The sequence below is a fragment of the Bacillus sp. BML-BC051 genome (genome assembly GCF_019656175.1).
In the GTDB taxonomy this organism is placed as follows: Bacteria; Bacillota; Bacilli; order Bacillales; family Bacillaceae_G; genus Bacillus_A; species Bacillus_A mobilis.
Window position 1 is genome coordinate 36303 of record NZ_BPLI01000002.1, and the last position, 20457, is coordinate 56759.

Sequence of the window (20457 nt, forward strand, 5' to 3'; positions counted from 1 at the left end):
TCTCCTTACAAGTCGATAACATGACATATGTCGTCTTACATGTATGTAATATACAATTAGCGAAGACAAAACAAAATTTTCATATTATTTCGATTTATTTTTCCAGTATAATATAACACCTTTTCTATTGTAAAAGTAGATGTTACTTTTCGCAATGGAAAATATAAAAAATGTTACATTTTTATATAGAACAATCCAAAAATAACTTTTTTAATATTTGCCACAACAAAACTTTTTACTATTATCCTCACTTTTAAGGGCTACTATTTTTCTCCACAAAAAAAAGCACACATCATTAAAATGATGCATGCTCCACTTTTATTTATACATATTTTGTATTGCTTCTTTATTTTTAAGTATTTCCACAAACTTATCGCTACACCCTTTTGGAAACAATACTCCGAGTCCATATGAATGCTCAAACTGAAAATGAGGGTACTTCGCTTTGACCTCATCCCAAAATTTATACACGCCGAAGTTTCTCTCTTTCACCTCAATATCATGAAATAAAACAATACCGTTATTCGCAAGTTTCGGTAACCATGTTTTATAATCATGAGAAACTGCTTCATACGTATGATAACCATCAATATGCAACAAATTTATCGTCCCATCTTGAAATTGATCAACGGCCTCATCAAAAGTAGATCGAATTAAATTACCTATATTTGGATAACTCATTTTCACCACTTTATCTACAATTTGGAAAACACCTTCTCCATATGGACCTGTATGCCCGTCTCCTGTCCAAGTATCTACAGCAAAACATTTTGTAGCTAATCCCCCATCCTTTACCCCTTGACAAAAACTGAAAAAAGAAGCGCCTTGATGTGTACCTAACTCAACTAATATTTCTGGCTTTTCAAATCTTACTAAATCATAAGCAAAGTTTAAATGTCCTATCCACGCAGAATTCATTCGAATATATGGACTATATTGATCAAATTCAAATGTTGGTTTATGAGTAACCCAGCTCATCACATTTCTCCTTCTACACATATTTTTAACAAACCAAATTACTCTTATCTTTATTTTTTTATCCTCTTGATTATGATTTAATTTTACAAATTTACCTCGTTTTATTTAACCTACTCACTTGTATCGTAAAGATAACTGGAACTACTAAAATTCCCACCTCACAAAACAGAAATTTCAGTTTATTTTTTATGCATTTCGTGATATATTGCATATTGTATTCAAAATTTATATTTAGAGAAAGGAAATAAAACTATATGGATCCAAATCGTTTAAAAGGAATCATTATGGTTGTAATTGGTGCTTGTTTATGGGGTTTGTCCGGAACAGCTGCACAACAACTTTTTCAATATGAACATGTTTCTGCTGAATGGTTAGTTACAATCCGATTGCTTATATCGGGCGTTATCTTGCTCATTATTTCATCATTCGGAACGAACAAAAAAGAAATATTCGGCATATGGAAACAAAAATCTGATGCTACTAAAATGATATTGTTTGGCCTATTCGGTATGCTTGCTGTACAGTACACGTATTTCGCTTCTATTAAAGAAGGAAATGCCGCCGTCGCAACATTATTGCAATATTTAGCACCTATATTTATTACTGTATACTTACTTTTCAAATGGAACGTTCGTCCATCAAAAATTGATTTCATTTCAATTGCCCTTTCATTAGTAGGCACTTTTCTCTTACTAACAAACGGGTCTGTTCATAACTTAGCTGTTTCTACACCAGCTATCGTTTGGGGCATTTTATCTGGATTATCTCTTGCTTTTTATAGTTTATATTCAAAAGAATTACTAGATAGATGGTCTTCCTCTGTTATCGTTGGATGGGGCATGATTATTGGGGGTATTGGTGTAACGATTGTACACTTTATTTCTACAAGAGAATTCATTTTATTATCAACTATGAAATATGTAAAACTAAGTACACTACCGCTCATCACATTTGTCGTCATTTTCGGGACACTCATCGCATTTTATTTATACTTAGACAGCATACGATACTTGACTCCGAAAGAAACGACATTATTCGGTTGTACTGAACCACTCGCAGCTATTATTTCTTCTGTACTTATATTACACGTACCGTTTCAATCTTTTCAGTTATTAGGAGCTCTTTGTGTCATTGTAATGGTGCTTATCTTAAGCCAAAAACCAGATGAAGGGAAACCCGAATTAAAGCTTGTTCATGAGAAAAAGGAAAATATACAATGAAAGGATTGAATTCACTATGCCTATCCCTCAAAATTATAAAAAACAAGGAAGAGTTTCGGCAAAATCACTCGTTTTAAATCAACTACAAGATTGGATTATTGAAGGTGTATTGCAGCCTAATGAAAAAATTAATGATGGAGAATTGGCTGAAGCACTAGGGGTAAGCAGAACACCTGTGAGAGAAGCACTTCAAATATTAGAACTTTCTGGATTAGTGGAAATGGTACCTGGGCAAAAAACAAAAATTGCTCCTATTAAGTTAGACGACATTCCTATCATTTATGAAACGATGGCTGGTCTTCACTCTATTATAGGAAAGCAAGCACTTCAAAACATTACAGACGCTGATTTGAAACTACTTTCTGAAATAAATGATGACTTTCAGCGCTCTATAGAGGAAAAAAATGCAAAACAAGCTTTACAACTAGATATACAATTTCACAATACAATTTCTTCTATTGCTAAAAACCAATATATTGAACCATTTCTAGAAAATATGCAACTTCACGTTTTACGTCTTGAATACTTGTTTTTCAAAAACTTTGTTCCAGCAAGTCAATCTATTGAAGAACATCACTCTATCATTCAAGCACTGCAAAAGCAGAACGAACAACAAATGGAACAAATGATGTCTCAAAACTGGCTCCGTCCAATGAAAGAAATACAGAAAATAATTTCTATGAAATAAGAATAGAGCTGGTTACACAAAATCGTAACCAGCTCACCTTTTACTAATCTATATAGTTATGCTTGAATATCTGCATATTCTTCCATATCTTCGTACTCTTTTTCCAATTCCTCTAAAGACAGCTCGTATAATTGTCGGTCGCGAATCTTAAACACACCTGCTCCAATTAACTCATCAATTAAATGCCTCTTACGATTTTCAACAGCAAAACGGAGTTGACTACTCATCTTTTAAAAAACTCCTTTCTACGATCATTGAAAATGATAATCTTTATCAATTACCACTTCTGATTATAAAAGATGACTCTTTATAAGTAAAGTAATTTCATGAAATATTTACCTTACAAAGTATTTGTGGCCACATTATATATATGTATGCCGTGCGAAAAATGTTATGACACATTTTCTTATCCTTTTTCTTTCATACTTTGCAAGTTGTCTCACTATGATTAAATTCACCATCTATTTCTACTTGAATGGTGACATGTTCTACATGAAACTTCTCCTTTAATACATCCGTAGCCTCTTTTAATACACTTTGCGTTTCATTCCCTTTAATAATCAGATGGCAAGTTAATACTTGAAAATCAGATGTGACAGACCATATATGCAAATCATGAACTTCTTTTACAATCGTAATATTTAATAATGTAGTTTTTACCTCTTCAACATTTATGTGCTGTGGTGCACCTTCCATTAATATATGGACCGTATCACGTGTTACACGCCATCCACTAATAATGACTAAAATAGACACAAGAATACTAGCAATCGCATCTGCAGCAGTCCATCCGAAAAATTTAATACATAGCGCTGCAATAATCGCTCCGACTGATCCTAATAGATCGCCTAATACGTGTAAGAAAGCACTTCTTAAATTCAAATTACCTTTCACATCTCCGCCTCTCATTAATATCCAAGCTGATAAAATATTAACAAGCAGACCAAGTACAGCAATAATGAGCATCCCATTACTAGCAATCTCAACTGGTTCTGTAAAACGGCGAATTGCTTCAATAAAAATGTACACTGAAATGACAATAAGAACGACACCGTTACATAATGCCGCTAACATTTCGACTCGCTTATACCCGTATGTTTTCGCAGCTGTTGCTGTTTTTTCTCCAAGCTTGAACGCAAGTAAACTTAAAGCTAAAGATACCGCATCACTTAACATATGCCCCGCGTCAGATAGTAGTGCTAAGCTATTTGTTACAAATCCTCCTATTACTTCAGCAATCATAAAACTCGTTGTTAGTACGAAAGCAATTAGTAGCGCCTTTTTATTGTTAGAATGACCGTGATCATGTGAATGTCCCATACGAATACTCCTTTAAGTGCAATATCTGTATGTTAGTATGAAACAAACTCCCCATCTTTATCCCGAATTAACGCCCGATTAGTGAAAGCTAATAATCAGTGAAAATGCCCACACACACTGATTAAAGTCTCACTTTATCCCACTTCCTCTGTATACACACTTCGCTATTTTTCAAACAAGTCCTTTTTCTCAACAAAAAATAAGACTACTTCTTTTTCAGCTTCATATTGTTTACTAATGAAAGAAATTTGAGGAGGTTACTAATATGAAACGTTTATTTCTCTGTATGGAGCGTGAACTTGTTGTTGTAAAAGAACGATATGGTAACTATGAAGCATCCTATCACTTACAAAATATGCAGCCTACTTGTATTGCAGTTGATCCATTCCAACAAAACCGTGTATATTGCGGAACATTTGGACGAGGTTTATGGTTAAGCGACGATGGTGGAGATTCGTGGAGACCGATTGGAGATTCCTATCGTTACTTTGATTTCCCTAAAGAAGATGGTATTCTGCACTCCTCTATCACTTCCATAACGATAAGCTCAAATGAACAAGTTAATGGCTATGGCGTCGTTTATGTCGGCACAGAACCGAGCGCTTTATTCCGTTCAGAAAATGGTGGTGAAACGTGGACTGAACTTAAAAATATGAAATCATTATTATCTTCTTATACGTGGGCTTTTCCGCCTAGACCTTTTACCCATCACGTTCGCTGGATTACAGTTGATCCAAACAATCCAAAGACAATCCATGTTTCAATTGAAGCAGGTGCTGTTATTCAAAGTAATGATAGAGGGCATACATGGATGGATAAAAAATTCGGTGCTCCTATCGATGCGCATCAATTGCTTATGCACCCTGAAGCTCCAAATCGCCTTTATGCATCATGTGGTGATGGCTTTATGGGCGGACCTGATCGCGCATACCTTGAAAGTTATAACAGCGGAAACAGCTGGATCTCATGCAGTGAAGGACTTGAACACCATTATTTATATAGCATGGCTATCGATCCGGCTGATTGTGATACAATTCTCGTTTCTGCCGCACCGAGTGCTGACCTCGCTCATCACCGTATTCCTTATGAATCTTATATTTATCGAAAAACGAAAGATACTCCTTTCCAGCAAGTACAGCAAGGACTACCATCTGCAATCGGTACAGTCATTTCGATGTTTGCGACAAACGAAGCCGAACCACATACATTTTACACTTTAAATAACAATGGCGTGTTTCAATCCAATGATAGCGGCGAATCTTGGGAACAACTAAACATTCCGTGGAAAGATGAGTATAAAACGCAGCATCCGCATGCATTAATCGTTACTAGTTCTTAACGAAAAAAAGACTGCCTAACGGTTTTAGGCAGTCTCTCTTCTATTTCTTTAAATCAATTACGATATCATCTAGAACAATATCTTTGCTCTTCGCTTCTTTATTCGGCACTTCAATTTTCTTCTCTTTTCCATTCACATACTCCACTCCACCATGATTTTCAGGTGTATGAACTCGTAAGTGTACGCGAGGTGTAACGATAAGCTTTGTTGCATCTTCGTTTAATTTTTGGAATGTGGAACTCCAACTACTTTTATGCGGTTCTGCTACTGTACTAGTTCCGCCATTTCCTTCACCTGCATATTTATTTCCTAAATCATCTTTTATTTCTAATTCTACATCAGCGCTATCCCATATACTTCGTAATGCCTTAGATTCTTCCTGATTGTAAAAAACGATAAAGGACATAGGTGTTACTTCCATTTTGTCTATATTTACTTTTATACCTTCTTTTTCGGAAACCCCATTAACCTTTACTTCCTTACTATCCATCGCCTTTAAAGTAAGAGCAAAATTCCAATTCCCTTTTATAGATTTCTTTTCCTCATACATATTTATTGCCTCTATATCCCACCAAACATTTGCAACATCTAACCTTTCACTACCATGACCACTCATCGTAGTCATACCTACATATTTTCCCTCTCCAACTTTTGTCACGTCTGAACTACCTCCTCCGCCATTAAAGGCCATCACTTGCGGACTTCCAAATGGGAACGGTTTCTCTCCTAAATCTTTTTCGCTTTCAATAGAATATGTTATTGTAATTGTTCTACCATCGAACACAGCATCATTAATTGTAACCTTAACCCCATTACTCTCTCTCGTCATATTCAATTCAGTCGAAAACTCTTTATAATTTTCATATAACCCTGTTCTACCATTATCTAAAAATCGGAATATGTCACCTACAATTGGCAATCCACCGGCATATGTAGGAAACCCGATACCAAGCGTCGCAACTGATAATCCTACTAAAATAGATGCAGCAGCAACACCTTTTTTCCAACTTTTCATCTTTTTCTTCGTACGTATCGATTGTTTTAAGTTACGCTTCACTTTTTCTTTTTCAATTTCAGAAGCCTCAATTTCCTCAAGTTCTTTTTCATCTATATCAATGTCATTTAATAGTTCATAAATGTCTTTCATATGGCACTACCTCCAAAACTAATATTCGTAGCATTTTGTTGTAGTTTCTTTTTCCCACGGTACACGCGATTATCGATCGCTGCCCGAGTTAACCCTAACTTGTCTCCTATTTCTTCTGTCTTCATACCGAGAAGATATTTCATAATGAACACCTTTTGATCTAACGGTTCTAATTGATTAATAAGCTTTAATAACTCTTCCCTATCTTCCATAACGATTAATTCGTCTTCCGCTGACTTTTCCGTACTAATATGAAACTCATCTGAAATAATTTCTACTTTTCTAGTCGCTTTCCGGTAATAATCAATCGCTTTAAATTTCGCAATCGCCGCAATCCATTTTTTAAAGTCACTTGGCTCTCCATGAAATTTATTTGCGTTATTCCAAATGGAAAGAAATATATCGTTTACACATTCCTCAATGAGTCCGTCATTTTGAACTGGAAGTAGAACTTTGTGCGTGATTCCTTTTATGAGTGGTAAGTATGTATCGACAACAAATTCTAGCGCATCTTCTTTTTGCCGTTGTAATCTTTTTATAAAATTTTTCTCATTTGATTTCATGTAGCGATTCCCCTTATTTTTTTGTAAAAGCTTTTACACCCTATATAACGTCTTACAAAAAAATTTCTCTCATCTTTTTTATTTTTTGTATGTTATGGAATACTTTCCCTTAGCCATTGTCTCACATACTATGTATTACAAAAAATTTTCTCAAGTCTGCCTTTTAATTCATGTAGTACACTATTTATATAGTCACTCTGTAACTTAGTGTACATTTTATTTCATTAATCTACTTTTCAACATTTTAAATTAGGAGATGAGATGTGTATGTGTGGAATTACAGGTTGGGTAGATTGGAAGGAAGATCTTTCAAATCAACATGTTATTTTAGAAAAGATGGCAAATAGTATTGGGCATCGTGGTCCTGATGCTGAAGGATTTTGGTTTTCACCTCGTGCGGCCTTTGCACACCGGCGTTTAATTGTAATTGATCCAGAAGGCGGGACACAGCCGAAGACATTTCGTGCTGGTGATTATACGTATGCTCTTACTTATAATGGAGAAATTTATAATTTCCGTGAGCTTAGAGAACAACTTAGGAAATGTGGTCATGCATTTGAAACGTATTCAGATACAGAAGTGTTACTACATGCTTATTTAGAGTGGAAAGAAGATTGCGTACAACATTTGAATGGAATTTTCGCTTTTGCCTTATGGGATGATCAGAAACAACAATTATTTTTAGCGCGTGATCATTTAGGCGTAAAGCCACTTTTTTACACAGAAAGAAATGACAGCATTATTTTTGGATCTGAAATAAAAGCATTATTAGCGCATCCATCTGTCCCTGCTGAAATTGATGCGGATGGCATAAATGAAATATTTGGATTAGGCTTATTTCGAACTCCAGGGTGTGGCGTCTTTAAACATATTCAAGAAGTGCGCGCTGGACATTGTATAACGTTTACACGTGATAAAAAAGTAGTTACGAAGTATTGGAATTTAGAAAGTAAAGCTCATACAGACTCTACTGAAGATACATCATCACATATTTTATCTATTTTACAAGATACAGTAAAAAGACAATTAATTGCTGATGTTCCTCTCGTCTGTATGTTATCAGGCGGATTAGATTCTAGCGGCATTACTGCACTAGCGGGGAAAGAATTTGCTGCTGAAAATAAAACACTTCATACGTATTCCGTTGATTTTGTAAATAGCGCAAAAGATTTCGAGCTAACATTTGCTCGCACTGGTTTAGACGCTCCTTGGGTAAAACGCGTTTCTGAACATGTAGGGACATCTCATCATGATATTATTGTGAATGCTGAAGAATTAGCAAATCACTTATTCGTTCCCCTCCGTGCAAAAGATTTGCCGAGTGCTGGTGAAATGGAAACTTCACTATATTTACTATTTTGCGAAATGAAAAAAGATGCAACTGTAGCTTTATCTGGAGAATCTGCTGATGAAGTATTCGGCGGGTATCCTTGGTTTCACCAAGAAGAATTACTATATGTAGATAAATTTCCGTGGCTAACAAATTGGAAGAACACTTCCCCTCTTCTACTAAATGAAGTAAATAACCAATGCAACCTAGAAAACTATATTGATGCACGATTCCAAGAAGCGATACTTGAAGTACCTACTCTTGAAGGCGAAAGTAAAAAATCCGCAAAACAACGTCAAATGTTTTATTTATTTTTAACGAGATTTCTTCCGTTCTTACTTGATCGTAAAGATCGTATGAGTATGGCTGTAGGGTTTGAAGTTCGTGTACCGTTTTGCGATTATCGATTAGTTGAATATTTATGGAACGTTCCTTTCAACATAAAAAGCATTGATAATATTGAAAAAGGCATTTTACGTAGAGCACTGCAACCTGCTTTACCTGACGATGTACGTAATAGAAGAAAAAGTGCTTATCCAACTTCACAAGATCCACATTATCTGCAAACAATCCGTCATTTATCACTCGACATGTGCAGTAATAAAAACAATCCTATTTTCTCACTTATTAATCATTCCACATTACTTGCCATTGCCGATGAAAGCAATAAAGAAATTAATAACTTTGAAGCAAGAAGTGCTATGGAATATATGCTTCAAGTAAATGAATGGTTAAAAACGTATCACATCCATATCGCTTAACAAAAAGGAGTTCAAGGATAAAAACCTTGAACTCCTTTTATATTAATTAGCGCATCGTTTATTTTCAGTATCAATAGACCATCCAATAATAGTGGCACAATCTCTTCCTTTCCACTGAAGCACATTTGTTAATACCGGCTCAATCTGCAAGCTATTTCCGTCGTGCAATATTTCTACTAAAGATTGATCATCATCAAACCTTCGTTTATCACATTCTAAAATACCGTCCGTTGCCATTACAATGTGATTTATTCCTTTTTCTAATCCTCTTACACCTGACGTAAAACAAGGGGTATTTGCTGCGAAAATATTTTTCCTACCGATATATTCGTAATTCTTCCGTTTATTTAATCGCCCTTTACCATTCTTCGTTTTCTCAGAATGGAATAAATATGCGAAGCAATCACCAACTGATAACCAATATAAAAATTCATCTTTTCGCAAACAAATTAAGCATGCAAGTTCTTCATCATCTTGATCACATTTTTCAATAAACAACTCATCTGTAAATAACGCTAATAAGTACATATGTGTATGGTGAAAAGCTAAATGTATCGGGTAGGAAAATAACTCTTTTAATTTCTCTTTTCTTTCTGAAATGGCTTCTATTATATAATTTATATTTTTTGTTTTGTGATGTGTATCAAAAATCATAACAAATTCAAATTGTAATTCAGGATCCCACCAAGCAAGCACCGCATCTCCTCTTTCATATGCATCACTTTCTTGATTTCCCCCATATACGCCGACTGAAAGAGGACCACATTTTTCAACATGTATTTCATCTACATACATCTGTTCATGACTCATCCATTTGAATGTATTCACAGCTATCATCCTCTCTCTTGCTAAATGTATACCTTTACACATAGATTACCTTATATTTCAATAAAAATAAACTTTTTCAACATTTTCCATCCAAATAAAAGGATTTTACTTCTATACTCACGAATATATCTTATTATACGATATAAAAACAGGAGGATTTATCATTATGAAAGACATGAATCAACATTGGGAGAGTATTTATTATCACTTACGATATGAGTATGAAGACAACCTTTCTCATCAAGCTATTCGTATTTTACAACTCATTTCTCGTGAGAAAGATATAACAATTGGAAAATTGGCTACTGAGCTTAGTCTCTCCCATAACACAGCGTCTGAACACGTAAAGCGCCTTATTCAAAAAGGATTTATCATGAAAGAAAGAAATAAACAAGATGAAAGGGTTGTAAACCTTACATTAACAAAAGAAGGCATTGAAGGATTAGAAAAGCATACTTTACTAGATAAAGAAAAGATAAAAATATTAGAATCGCAGTTATCGAAAGAAGAACAACAATTAATCGAAAAAGCCTTTTCTTTATTAGCGAAGGAGGCAAAATATGCATTTCCTCGTTAAGGTAATCGTTTCCGCACTTATTATCGGCGTTATTACTGAAGTCGCTAAACATTATAGTACGATAGGTGGCTTTATCGCTGCCCTTCCACTCGTTAGTTTACTAAGCCTATTTTGGATTTCTTTCGAAGGCGGGAACAAGCAAGAATTAAGTCAATTTGCTATAGGTGTATTATATGGATTTCCTGCATCCGCACTACTATTATTTATCGTCTATATTGGGTTAAGAAACTCATTTTCACTTAGTACATCTGTCCTGTTCGGGATAGGGGTTTGGTGTATTGTTTTTGCTTGTCAAAAATTATTTCAAGCTTAGTTAGGAGGGTTTATTATTTATAAACTTGTAGAGGTATTGGGGCAAACTATAGAAGTATATATAGCAGGAAGTAGTAAACAAACGGTAGTCATTCAAACCGGAATGGGTTGCTCATTTTATGATTGGCTCCCTATTATAGAAAAACTTTCACGACATTTTACAGTCGTTTCATACCATCGCCCAGGTTACGGAAAAAGCGAACTAGGAAATCATTCACGTACTACAAAACAAGCAACAAAAGAACTTCATATGCTACTACAAAAACTAGATATTCACGCGCCAATCATTCTAATCGGGCATTCCTATGGCGGCTTATGCGCACAGCATTTTGCGATGTTACATGAAGAGAAGCTGCAAGCACTTATTTTAGTTGATTCTACTTCCATGAACTTACAACGATTAGATGAGCTTCATTTACCAATTTCTGATCTGACTGACTCGGATGATATGTGGCTTCAAAAATATAATACATACTCCAAAATGAATGTAGACATGCTTTATAATGAACTAAAACCTATACTCGTTAACCAATCAAGACAGTACATTGAATTTTCTACCTCTCCTCTATTATATAAAGCAACAGCTTCCGAACTATGTGAGTGGAAAAATTGTGCTCGCTCAATAAAAGAGCTATATAAAACATTAAAAGTACCGTTAATCGTTATCGGTAGAGACCCTCAATTTTCTATTACTCAGTTGACTGAAGGCGGCATGCCAAAAGGGGAAGCGACGCAACTTGAATCAATGTGGCAAGAACTAATTCATGAACAATCACAACTCTCAATACATAGCCAATATATACTTGCCGAACATGCTGGTCACGGAATCGAAATTGATCGACCAGATATTATTATTGAGGCTGTTCAATCTCTATAAATAAAAAAAGGAAGCAACTAAAGCTGCTTCCTTACTTATCTATTCATAATCTTCTTCATCATCGATTTCTTCGTAATACGAATTCCCATTACTTACATATATAGGGCCATTCGCAACGTCAATACGTAATACCCATGCCCATGGCACAGCTAAACGCTTATGTATTGCTCGCCAAAAGCTCATTGATTTTCTTTCGTATTCCTGGAACTCCTGAAGTAACTCTTTGTAGGAGGAACCGTCTAACTGAATATTTGCTTCTAGCAAACGAGAATGGGCATAGTACTGCAGCTCTAGTTCAGCAGCAATTTCCATTTCTTCTTCCGTTGCCATACCAATAATTGTTCCATCTGCTGGTGCAATTTCATATACGTTGTGAACTTCAATAAGCCCTTCTTTCTCTTTCTCAAACATGTAAACAGCCTCCTTTAACACATAATTTTTATGTTACAAAGTCATACTTCTACAATAACTTCTCCCTTTCCTCTTTTTTTGATAAACTTTTACAAATTATTTATCTGATGACCCGTATTCTCTATCCTTTCGGCAGAAACTAAATCTTCATTATGAAAATTCAACTTAAATATATCGGGCATACGAATTGTTTTCCAAAATTGAAAATCATATTTGGAATCAAAATAATGCATTAGTAATACCATAATATTCCCATGAGTACCTATTACAATATTCTTGCCTTTATATTTTTTTAATATACTTTGCATACATGTTACAACGCGTCTTTGTGCTGCATCATTTGATTCCCCGCCTTCGTATGCATAATTCCAATCTCCCCACACTTTCTGCATAGCATCATTAAAATCCTGTACCGGCTCTGTACTTAATAACCTTTCACGTAAATCTTCTTCTATTTGTATCAATACATGATATGTATTCGCAATTCCTTGTACCGTTTGAATCGCCCTTTTATACGGACTAGAAATCACAACATCAATATGCTTATCTTTTAATAAGCGTGTTACATTCTCTACATCTAAGTACCCTTTCGTCTTTTGTATATATAGAGTGAGCATGGCGAACAAAATATATTGTCGTCATTCATTCATCCCCCTTTTCTGTTTCTATCCAAATTCAATACATTACCATCAAATCCCTTTACCTTTATAATAAGCGCTGTCAAATTTGAATGTTGATTTTCATATTAATAAAAGGGAAACACCTCTATGGTATTTCCCTCATTTAAAATAGACTACATTCAATTAAATACTTTATCAATTTTATTTCTGTCGTATTCTAATATCCAATCATTATATGTATGATAAATACCTCTAATTGCATTAGGAGAGGTAGCTAATACATCACAACCCCTATCATCATAAACGTGAAATATAGTATTCTTGTTAATATTTATGAAATACACCCTATGAAAAATACACGGTTTTATTCCCATATCTTGATTACAAATTGCTTTTAGCATAGGAATGTATTTCAAGTCTGAAACTTTACATTTCAAAGAATATCTATGAGTTTTATATACCCCGTCTTCATCGTCTTCTGGAAAAATATAAGGGATTGTATTTTTCTGTAACTTAAACAAATCGGACTTCTCTTTTACATACTTAGAAAAGATATTCAATTTGTGTTTGAAAGTTTCACCGTCTGCATAGTCATTTACATCCACTACGATATAAATATCATCTTCTGTTGCATGTAAAGACTGAAATAAAGTAATCGCTCTATTATAAACGCCTTCTAAATATGGGCAGTTTTCATAAATGTTATTGCGATCATAGTTCACACCTAATCTAAAGCGAATACCAATATCCCCATTATAAAATAGAGGTGGTCTAAGTTCTAAATTTGGAAACGTTTCAAGCATATACTCATTCAACCTCATCTCAACACCTACCTTTAATAGCATCTTGTTTACATAATAAAATTATTCTATTATAATTTATTTTTGAATTCCTCACTTGTTATAATGTCTCGAATAAAATAATCTACATTATTTCTCAGCTTTTGGTATACAACTTGATCTTCTATATCGTTAAACATAATGACAGCTTCTACCTTATTACCTTTTTTATCTGTAGTATACAAGCTTTTTGTCAATACGAATGCGGTAGAACCACCTTTTTGACCAGCATATTCGAACTTACTATTTTTAACTGTTCCTTTGAAAATGTTCTCGATTTCTTCTTGCATTGATTTTGGAAAATACTTTCTACTATTTATTTTTTCCATTATACTCATATAATCTTTAGCTTTTGCACCCACTAATCGATCTGACCAAATTCGCTGAAATTCCATATCTACTTTTAAGGGGATATCCCGTTTTTTCCATTCTTCTTCATCTTTCATCCATTCATGAATTTGTAAAACATGCTTATTATACTCATCCTTTGACATGTTACGTATCATTTCTAACGATCGATTTTCTGGCTCATGAAGCTCTTTTTCTACATACCCTCTCATATATAGTGAAGCAGTATACGAAGAGAACTTGTCATGACTAGTAAGCTCTAATTCTTTTAAACTATCATTTACCCTTTCTATTCCAAGCTTATCTAACAAATATGTTGTATTTGCATTAGAGCTATAATGAATCATCCCTTTAGCGACTTCTTCTAAAGCGATTTGTCCATTTTTCACTAATTCTCTCGCTTTAGCATCTTCTAACCAGTCAGGATGCATTCCACCATCAGTGTTTTTAACATAATATTTTTCTAGCTCCTGCAATGAAATTTGTTCATCACGACTTATTTTTCCTTCTGACACTTGCTTAGCAAATTCAACTGCTATTACAATTTTGGCCATACTCGCTAATGGCAATTTTACATCTTCATTTATAGATGTTAATACTTCCCCATTTTTTCTAATTAGTAATGAGCATGTTTTATCACCTTTATGTTCTTTTATGTACTTTAATACGTAATCCGGATCTTCTTTTGACAAGTAGTACTTCATAATAAAAAAGAAAGCTATAACGGCTACTATAATAACTCCTGCAACAATTCCTATAATCTTTAATATGTTCACAATGTGCCCCCTTTACTAAATTCCCTTCTATATGATTATAACGAATACAATTACAAAATTATACAAAACAGAGTAACTCTTCCTAAAAAAGAAAGAGTTACTCTATTTCACATGATGTTATTTGTCCATTTAACGTAACAATTATATTTGAGTCGTCACTTTCTTTAAAACCTTTTAATCGATTGGAGTTAGGAGGACCAATTACAACTGACTCCTTAATTGGCGAAAGGTCCTTCCCTAATTTTTCCGCACTTACACCGTATGCAGCTTGAAATACTTCTGGCGGTGTTAATCTAAGTATGTCTGATCCTTCTGCTGTTTCAAACTGATCGTTATTGAAGAACAAATGTAATTGTACTTCTTCTGTTACCGCTGTGATCCAATGCCACCATCCCATTGGAATAAAGACGGTTTGCCCCGCTTTTACATGATAATTTTGCAATTGATTCGTTTCGGGATTTAAAATGGATGTAACTGCTTCTCCTGATACTACAACATCCAACTCCCACGCATTCGGATGCCAATGCGGTTCTCGCATATGCCCTTTCGTCATAAATAAATCAACAAATGCTCCACCTATCATCGCTGGTAACTGCGTTGACGTAACTTCATATGCAACGTTTTTCTCATCCCTTTTAAAAAAGATATTTTTTCTCGAATCAAAGAAAAGGTTTGGAGTTCCTGAACTTTTCTTTAAATTTTTATTATCTGGAACATAACCTGAACTACTCATTTTATCCCTCTTTTCCACTCCGAACATTTCTAGTTTCATACTGTATCGTATGGAAAAAATGTATGAATGTGCCTATCATTCATATAACAAAAAAACATGCCTTCATAAGGAGAGCATGTTTTGTGATATTCTTCACATTTTTTACTTACCATGATGTAACATTAAATCACTAAGTTCTTCTTCAATGTGATTTAATTTCGCAACGCCTTCTTTCCATTTATGAATATAACGTGAAACCCCAACGAAAAATAAAATGATAATTGTGGAAAGAATAATACCATACACGATTGTTACAGTACTCATAGTTACACTTCCTTATAATTAGTAATGTGGTTATTAGTTATATTTTTATTATAAACCTTTTTCTCTTAAAATACTTCGATTTCAACTTTTTGTAACAAAATTGATTTTTCTAATATTTCATTCGTAAAAATGGCATATTTTTCACAAATTATACAAAACTTCACCATATGTACTATTACCATATGAGTTATATTATTTAATAGGAAAAAGGGGATGATATACTATGACGACTTGGTTTATTGTTATGTTAGTTGTATTTGGAGCATTTAAAATTATCGTTTCGAGCCTTCCTAACACTGTTATTGAATCCATTATTAGCAAGTACGAAACACATCCGCAACTTGAAGAAGAGAATGCGACTGTTACAATCAATGGAAATAACTTAGAAGGCGAACAAAAATCCAAAATTATTCATGATTTTAACGAAGGTTTATTTTTAGATCGCTATTATGCACCGCCACACAATGAGGGCACGCCTTTAATTATCAATGCAAAACGTGGTAAAAAAGATTTTATCTTTTACATTTATAGTCATGAAGAGCATGTTGATGTTGTAAAGCAACATAAAAAGAAAGTAGTTGCTTATAGTTTACGCTCTAAAAACCTTCAAAATAATGATATGTTCGTGTCAGCTGATTTAGCTTAATACTCATATATTAGAAAAAGGAATCCATGGAATATGGATTCCTTTTTACTATTCACTGAAAAATAAGCTCTGTCTTCAAACTATCTTTCGGTAACAACCATCCTTTTTGTTCTAAACTCTTCATTAATAATTCTCTTTGTTTTGTTGCGATACTTTCCTCTTTTGTTTTAAACGATACTTCTATTACGAAATCATCTTCTATTTTCCCTGTATTACTTAGTGGCCAAACTTCAATATTCGTTTTAATATTTTCAAATTCAGCTGTATACCGTTTCATTAATACAGGACCGTAAATACGAGAATTGTTGAGCATTTCTTCTCCCCAATTCGTATACAACCATTTGTTCATTTTCCCTGGCAACTTTTCTATTAACATGTTTTGAGCATCTCGTTCGTTTGGTAAATCAAGTACTCCATACCCTTTAGCACTGTAGCTTTTCTTATTTGAAATACTTAACGTTTTCTTCTCAAATCCCCAATCTATTTCTGCCTCATAGTTATCAGTTTTACTATCAAATCCATCCTTTTTAGCCACTTCTAGTGCATCTTGAATTACACCATTTTGAATGGGATATCTTTTTTTATATGTTAGCTCAAAATCTTTACTAAATTCTTTCTTTCGAATTCTCGCAAACCAACCTTCATTACTTAAATTTTTATTTGCCGTATCTAAAAATTGCACTTGTATTCTTTCATAATTTGTACCAGCCTTGAAATATTCGAGTACCTCTTGATTTATCTCTTTGTTATAACCTAATACTTGTTCTGGTTTTAATAATAATTTCACTTCAAAACTAGGTGTCATCGGACTGGCAGCAAACCCTTCCTTAACGTTATAAAGGAAACAACAAAAGAAAATGCTTACGAATACAAATACTTTTTTCATATACCGATCCCCTTTACATTTTAAATGACTTCTATACGCTCCATAGTAAGTGAATACACATTTTCATACCCTGCTATGCTAAGCTTTTCCTGCAAACGATCCGTATCCTCTTTTAAAGCGTGTACTAACACCGTATGTTCTGGTAATAATGTATTTAACATCTCTTTCACATCTCTTATACTTTGGTGAACTTTATATGGAACTCGCTTCACCCTACATTCTTTACCTACACGTTCTTTCAAAACTTTGTATGCAAAACTCCCTTTAGCAATATGTCCAGTAAATATAATGGAATTTCGTTCTTCATATCGCAGTTGTTCATAATATAACTGCGCTCGTTTCGTTTGCATATTCGCATCACTCATTACAACTATTCCATAACTATTTTGCGTACCGACGTCATGATCCATAACGATTATGTTTCTTTTTAAACTCTCCATAAGCCCTTCAAGTTCTTCATTATTTTTGATCCAATCTTTATATACGAACATCTCTTGGAATCCATCCAAAATTTCTTGATCTACTATAATGGGAAGTTCTTTATATTTTTTATACAAATACAATACGATATCTTGCGCCCTACCAAGCGGTGGCAATGGCAATAATGCTATTCCTTTCTTTTGCGCAACTCGTTCAATTTCTGTACACAGTTCGTTTATTCGTTCGTGTTGCGAAACATCATCAGTATGATAAGCGGCATCTACGATTGCGACTTTTATATCGCCGCGCAACTTCTCAGGTAAATTAGCTCGTAGTATGTTAGACTCTGCTGAATAATCGCCAGAATAAAATACATATGTATGACTCATGTCCACTAAAAACCAAACAGCCCCCAATACATGCCCACTATACCCCCATTGAAAACGCAATGTAGGAGTAATCTGTATCCATTCATTTGGATTACTAATCTCATCAATATATACATAATTTAAATCTTTAACATTTTGGTCGTTATAAGGTACATTCCAACCTTGCGTCAAATTATAGTTTCTCCATTTTTCATAATAAGCGGGAAGTTGCTCCTTCGTATAACGAGTCGTCCAAATTTTTTTCTTATATCCATACTTTGCTAATAAAGGTAATCCCATCGTATGATCTTCATGAATATGTGATAAAAATACTGCATCTAAAAATGGTACAACTTCCCTCTCTATTTTTGGATAACTATCCTCATATGACCGATTAATACCACAGTCAAATACTATTTTCGTCTCTTTATTTTTTACGAAGTAGCAGGAACGACCATATTCCCCCGCTCCTCCCCATACTTCTATCCTCATCATGCTACCCCTTTTCGTTTTTGCTCCATATGTTGCAGAAGTAATAAACATACTGTTGTAAGTCCAACTGAAACGACAGCCATCGCCATCCCAATAGATACTTCTCCTTGTTCAAATTGAGCGAAAATAAATGTTGCTGACGTTTCTACTGATGGAGGTAGTACGAGAAGCGATGCTACTAACTCTCTTATCGAGATTGTAAATGTCATCGCCCATCCAGCAAGAATGCCCGGGATAATAAGAGGTAATATTATTTTTCTAAAAATATAAATATAATTCCCAGAAAAAATACTTCCTGCCTGTACAAGAGAATCATCAATTTGCCCGAGCGATGATTTTACATACTGCACCGTATAAGGTAAAAAAAGAACGACGTACGTTACGATAACCATGACGGGTGTATTGTAAATTGACAGGGGCATATAGGGTGAATTCCAAAATAAAATAAGCCCTACAACCATCACGATTCCTGGTACCATATTCGGTAACATACCGCACATATCAAGCCACTTTTCAGAGGACTTTTTCCCTTTTCGAATCATAAGCGCCAAAAAGACTCCAATAGTAGCAGCAATAATCGCTGTTATAAGTGAAAAAAGAAAACTGTTCCATAAAGCCTCTAATCCTGGAGATCCAATTGTAAACAATGCTTCATAATGGCTCGTTGTAAAGTTGTTTATATGTAAGCCGCCGCCTCTTAATTTTGACAAAGAAGCAATCAGTATAGAAAAATACGGGATCCCAATTGATACAATTAATAAACCAATTACATAAAACCATGCTACAACCCTTGTAAATATAGACAAAGTATACCTTTTAGATTTCACGCCTTTTCCACTAACCATTGCATATGAATACTTTCGATTCAATACATTTTGCATATACCAAATGAGCATACATGCACTAAGCAATAAAGAAGATAATGCTGTTGCACTACTAAAATCAATCGGCCAACTCGAAATAAATTTATGAATCTCTGATGTTAATACATGAAATCCTATTCTACGTCCGAATGTAGCCGGTGTTCCAAATTCAGCAATCGTCTTTACGAAAATAAGTAAAGCACCCATTACATAACTTGAAACTAATAATGGCAATATTATTTTTCTTAAACGGTAGAAAAAGCCTCCACCATGAACTGCTGCAGCTTCTTCTTTACTACTCCCAATTTGAAGTAACGTGTTTTTCAACATGAAGTAAAGAAATGGGAATAAATGCAGACTCATAATTAAAACCATACCACCTAAACTGAAAAACGAAGATGAAATCGTCTTTAGCATCGGGAAAAACTGCTCGAAATAGCCGTTCGGTTGCATGAACAAAATCCAGCCCATCGATCCAATATACGGCGGTGTCATAAATGGAATCATAAAAACAATATCCAATTTACTATACTTTCCAACATCTGTTTTGCTCATAATGAACGCTAATGGAAATGCAAATATGGTTGCTCCTATTACTACGAGTACACCTAAAAGCATCGAGTTTAGAAAAATCCCAGCTAACCCACCATTCTGCATCACTTCAAAAGGCTTTAAAAAATTCCAACTACTATTTTCATATACACTAGAAAATAAAATGAGAAAAAGCGGAATGACGATTAACATCGCCACAAGTAACAGCGCTACCGTCATTCCAATTTGCCGTACTGATACGAATCGATTTACCATGTAAT

23 protein-coding genes and 1 pseudogene are annotated in these 20457 nt (G+C 34.4%); 8 read left to right on the forward strand and 16 right to left on the reverse strand.

What is annotated here, in order from left to right:
* Nucleotides 1–318: 318 nt before the first annotated feature.
* Nucleotides 319–978 carry a class I SAM-dependent methyltransferase gene (locus tag K5S59_RS00360; RefSeq protein WP_097843270.1) on the reverse strand — a complete coding sequence of 220 codons (660 nt, stop codon included), beginning with the start codon at nucleotides 976–978 and terminating at the stop codon, nucleotides 319–321.
* 254 nt (nucleotides 979–1232) lie between these two features.
* On the opposite strand from K5S59_RS00360, the gene K5S59_RS00365 reads away from it, so the two are divergent.
* Nucleotides 1233–2198, forward strand: coding sequence for a DMT family transporter (locus K5S59_RS00365; RefSeq protein WP_000371447.1), 966 nt, complete (start codon nucleotides 1233–1235; stop codon nucleotides 2196–2198).
* Nucleotides 2199–2214: 16 nt separating this feature from the next.
* The gene (locus tag K5S59_RS00370) at nucleotides 2215–2886 is read left to right on the forward strand and encodes a GntR family transcriptional regulator (RefSeq protein WP_097843272.1); all 672 of its coding nucleotides are present in this window, start codon (nucleotides 2215–2217) and stop codon (nucleotides 2884–2886) included.
* Nucleotides 2887–2942: 56 nt separating this feature from the next.
* Here the strand turns inward: K5S59_RS00370 and fbpA are convergent, their stop codons facing one another.
* A complete protein-coding gene (gene fbpA, locus K5S59_RS00375) occupies nucleotides 2943–3113 on the reverse strand; it encodes a Fur-regulated basic protein FbpA (RefSeq protein ID WP_000098304.1) in 171 nt (56 codons plus the stop codon).
* 193 nt (nucleotides 3114–3306) lie between these two features.
* Entirely contained in the window at nucleotides 3307–4206 is a 900-nt protein-coding gene (locus K5S59_RS00380) for a cation diffusion facilitator family transporter (protein ID WP_000510059.1), read from the reverse strand.
* A gap of 265 nt (nucleotides 4207–4471) precedes the next feature.
* On the opposite strand from K5S59_RS00380, the gene K5S59_RS00385 reads away from it, so the two are divergent.
* Complete coding sequence (locus K5S59_RS00385; protein ID WP_000825338.1) at nucleotides 4472–5545, forward strand: WD40/YVTN/BNR-like repeat-containing protein; 1074 nt, start codon at nucleotides 4472–4474, stop codon at nucleotides 5543–5545.
* A gap of 40 nt (nucleotides 5546–5585) precedes the next feature.
* On the opposite strand, the gene K5S59_RS00390 is transcribed toward K5S59_RS00385, so the two are convergent.
* Both K5S59_RS00390 and K5S59_RS00395 read right to left on the reverse strand, forming a co-directional pair.
* Nucleotides 5586–6692, reverse strand: coding sequence for a DUF4179 domain-containing protein (locus K5S59_RS00390; protein WP_120449814.1), 1107 nt, complete (start codon nucleotides 6690–6692; stop codon nucleotides 5586–5588).
* Nucleotides 6689–7255, reverse strand: coding sequence for a sigma-70 family RNA polymerase sigma factor (locus K5S59_RS00395; RefSeq protein WP_000840022.1), 567 nt, complete (start codon nucleotides 7253–7255; stop codon nucleotides 6689–6691). The genes K5S59_RS00390 and K5S59_RS00395 overlap by 4 nt, the downstream gene beginning before the upstream one ends.
* Nucleotides 7256–7522: 267 nt before the next feature.
* Here K5S59_RS00395 and asnB point away from each other — a divergent pair, with 267 nt between their 5' ends.
* Nucleotides 7523–9346: an asparagine synthase (glutamine-hydrolyzing) gene (gene asnB / locus K5S59_RS00400; protein WP_120449812.1), complete on the forward strand. Its 1824-nt coding sequence runs from the start codon at nucleotides 7523–7525 to the stop codon at nucleotides 9344–9346.
* Nucleotides 9347–9388: 42 nt separating this feature from the next.
* On the opposite strand, the gene K5S59_RS00405 is transcribed toward asnB, so the two are convergent.
* Nucleotides 9389–10216 (reverse strand): PP2C family serine/threonine-protein phosphatase, encoded by an 828-nt coding sequence (locus tag K5S59_RS00405; protein WP_002071245.1) that lies wholly within the window; start codon nucleotides 10214–10216, stop codon nucleotides 9389–9391.
* 124 nt (nucleotides 10217–10340) lie between these two features.
* Here K5S59_RS00405 and K5S59_RS00410 point away from each other — a divergent pair, with 124 nt between their 5' ends.
* The 3 genes from K5S59_RS00410 to K5S59_RS00420 are packed head-to-tail and all read left to right on the forward strand — an operon-like array spanning nucleotide 10341 to nucleotide 11940.
* Nucleotides 10341–10751, forward strand: a complete 411-nt coding sequence (locus K5S59_RS00410; protein ID WP_000654271.1) for a MarR family winged helix-turn-helix transcriptional regulator — start codon at nucleotides 10341–10343, stop codon at nucleotides 10749–10751.
* Entirely contained in the window at nucleotides 10735–11064 is a 330-nt protein-coding gene (locus K5S59_RS00415) for a DUF3147 family protein (protein WP_098259191.1), read from the forward strand. The genes K5S59_RS00410 and K5S59_RS00415 overlap by 17 nt, the downstream gene beginning before the upstream one ends.
* A gap of 36 nt (nucleotides 11065–11100) precedes the next feature.
* Nucleotides 11101–11940, forward strand: a complete 840-nt coding sequence (locus K5S59_RS00420) for an alpha/beta fold hydrolase (protein WP_000531691.1) — start codon at nucleotides 11101–11103, stop codon at nucleotides 11938–11940.
* A gap of 39 nt (nucleotides 11941–11979) precedes the next feature.
* Here the strand turns inward: K5S59_RS00420 and K5S59_RS00425 are convergent, their stop codons facing one another.
* The 7 genes and pseudogenes from K5S59_RS00425 to K5S59_RS00455 form a co-directional block, all read right to left on the reverse strand.
* Nucleotides 11980–12351 (reverse strand): hypothetical protein, encoded by a 372-nt coding sequence (locus K5S59_RS00425; RefSeq protein WP_000461767.1) that lies wholly within the window; start codon nucleotides 12349–12351, stop codon nucleotides 11980–11982.
* 89 nt (nucleotides 12352–12440) lie between these two features.
* Nucleotides 12441–12993: pseudogene (locus K5S59_RS00430) on the reverse strand (histidine phosphatase family protein).
* Nucleotides 12994–13150: 157 nt separating this feature from the next.
* On the reverse strand, nucleotides 13151–13792 hold the full coding sequence (locus K5S59_RS00435; protein WP_098259193.1) for a DUF3885 domain-containing protein: 642 nt from the start codon (nucleotides 13790–13792) through the stop codon (nucleotides 13151–13153).
* A gap of 50 nt (nucleotides 13793–13842) precedes the next feature.
* Nucleotides 13843–14934, reverse strand: a complete 1092-nt coding sequence (locus K5S59_RS00440) for a serine hydrolase (protein ID WP_120449809.1) — start codon at nucleotides 14932–14934, stop codon at nucleotides 13843–13845.
* A 97-nt stretch (nucleotides 14935–15031) separates the two neighbouring features.
* A complete protein-coding gene (locus K5S59_RS00445) occupies nucleotides 15032–15667 on the reverse strand; it encodes a cupin domain-containing protein (protein ID WP_000098967.1) in 636 nt (211 codons plus the stop codon).
* Between the two features lie 141 nt (nucleotides 15668–15808).
* Entirely contained in the window at nucleotides 15809–15970 is a 162-nt protein-coding gene (locus K5S59_RS00450; RefSeq protein ID WP_000109005.1) for a hypothetical protein, read from the reverse strand.
* A 65-nt stretch (nucleotides 15971–16035) separates the two neighbouring features.
* On the reverse strand, nucleotides 16036–16152 hold the full coding sequence (locus K5S59_RS00455; RefSeq protein ID WP_002011946.1) for a hypothetical protein: 117 nt from the start codon (nucleotides 16150–16152) through the stop codon (nucleotides 16036–16038).
* A 41-nt stretch (nucleotides 16153–16193) separates the two neighbouring features.
* Here K5S59_RS00455 and K5S59_RS00460 point away from each other — a divergent pair, with 41 nt between their 5' ends.
* Nucleotides 16194–16616 (forward strand): YfmQ family protein, encoded by a 423-nt coding sequence (locus tag K5S59_RS00460; protein ID WP_097843285.1) that lies wholly within the window; start codon nucleotides 16194–16196, stop codon nucleotides 16614–16616.
* Nucleotides 16617–16668: 52 nt separating this feature from the next.
* Here the strand turns inward: K5S59_RS00460 and K5S59_RS00465 are convergent, their stop codons facing one another.
* From K5S59_RS00465 to K5S59_RS00475, 3 genes are read right to left on the reverse strand one after another with little or no spacing between them, the layout of a single operon-like run.
* Nucleotides 16669–17502, reverse strand: coding sequence for a hypothetical protein (locus tag K5S59_RS00465; RefSeq protein WP_000755323.1), 834 nt, complete (start codon nucleotides 17500–17502; stop codon nucleotides 16669–16671).
* 20 nt (nucleotides 17503–17522) lie between these two features.
* On the reverse strand, nucleotides 17523–18785 hold the full coding sequence (locus K5S59_RS00470) for an MBL fold metallo-hydrolase (protein ID WP_033656023.1): 1263 nt from the start codon (nucleotides 18783–18785) through the stop codon (nucleotides 17523–17525).
* The gene (locus K5S59_RS00475) at nucleotides 18782–20452 is read right to left on the reverse strand and encodes an ABC transporter permease (protein WP_000248141.1); all 1671 of its coding nucleotides are present in this window, start codon (nucleotides 20450–20452) and stop codon (nucleotides 18782–18784) included. Before K5S59_RS00475 ends, K5S59_RS00470 begins: the two co-directional genes overlap by 4 nt.
* Nucleotides 20453–20457: the final 5 nt, after the last annotated feature.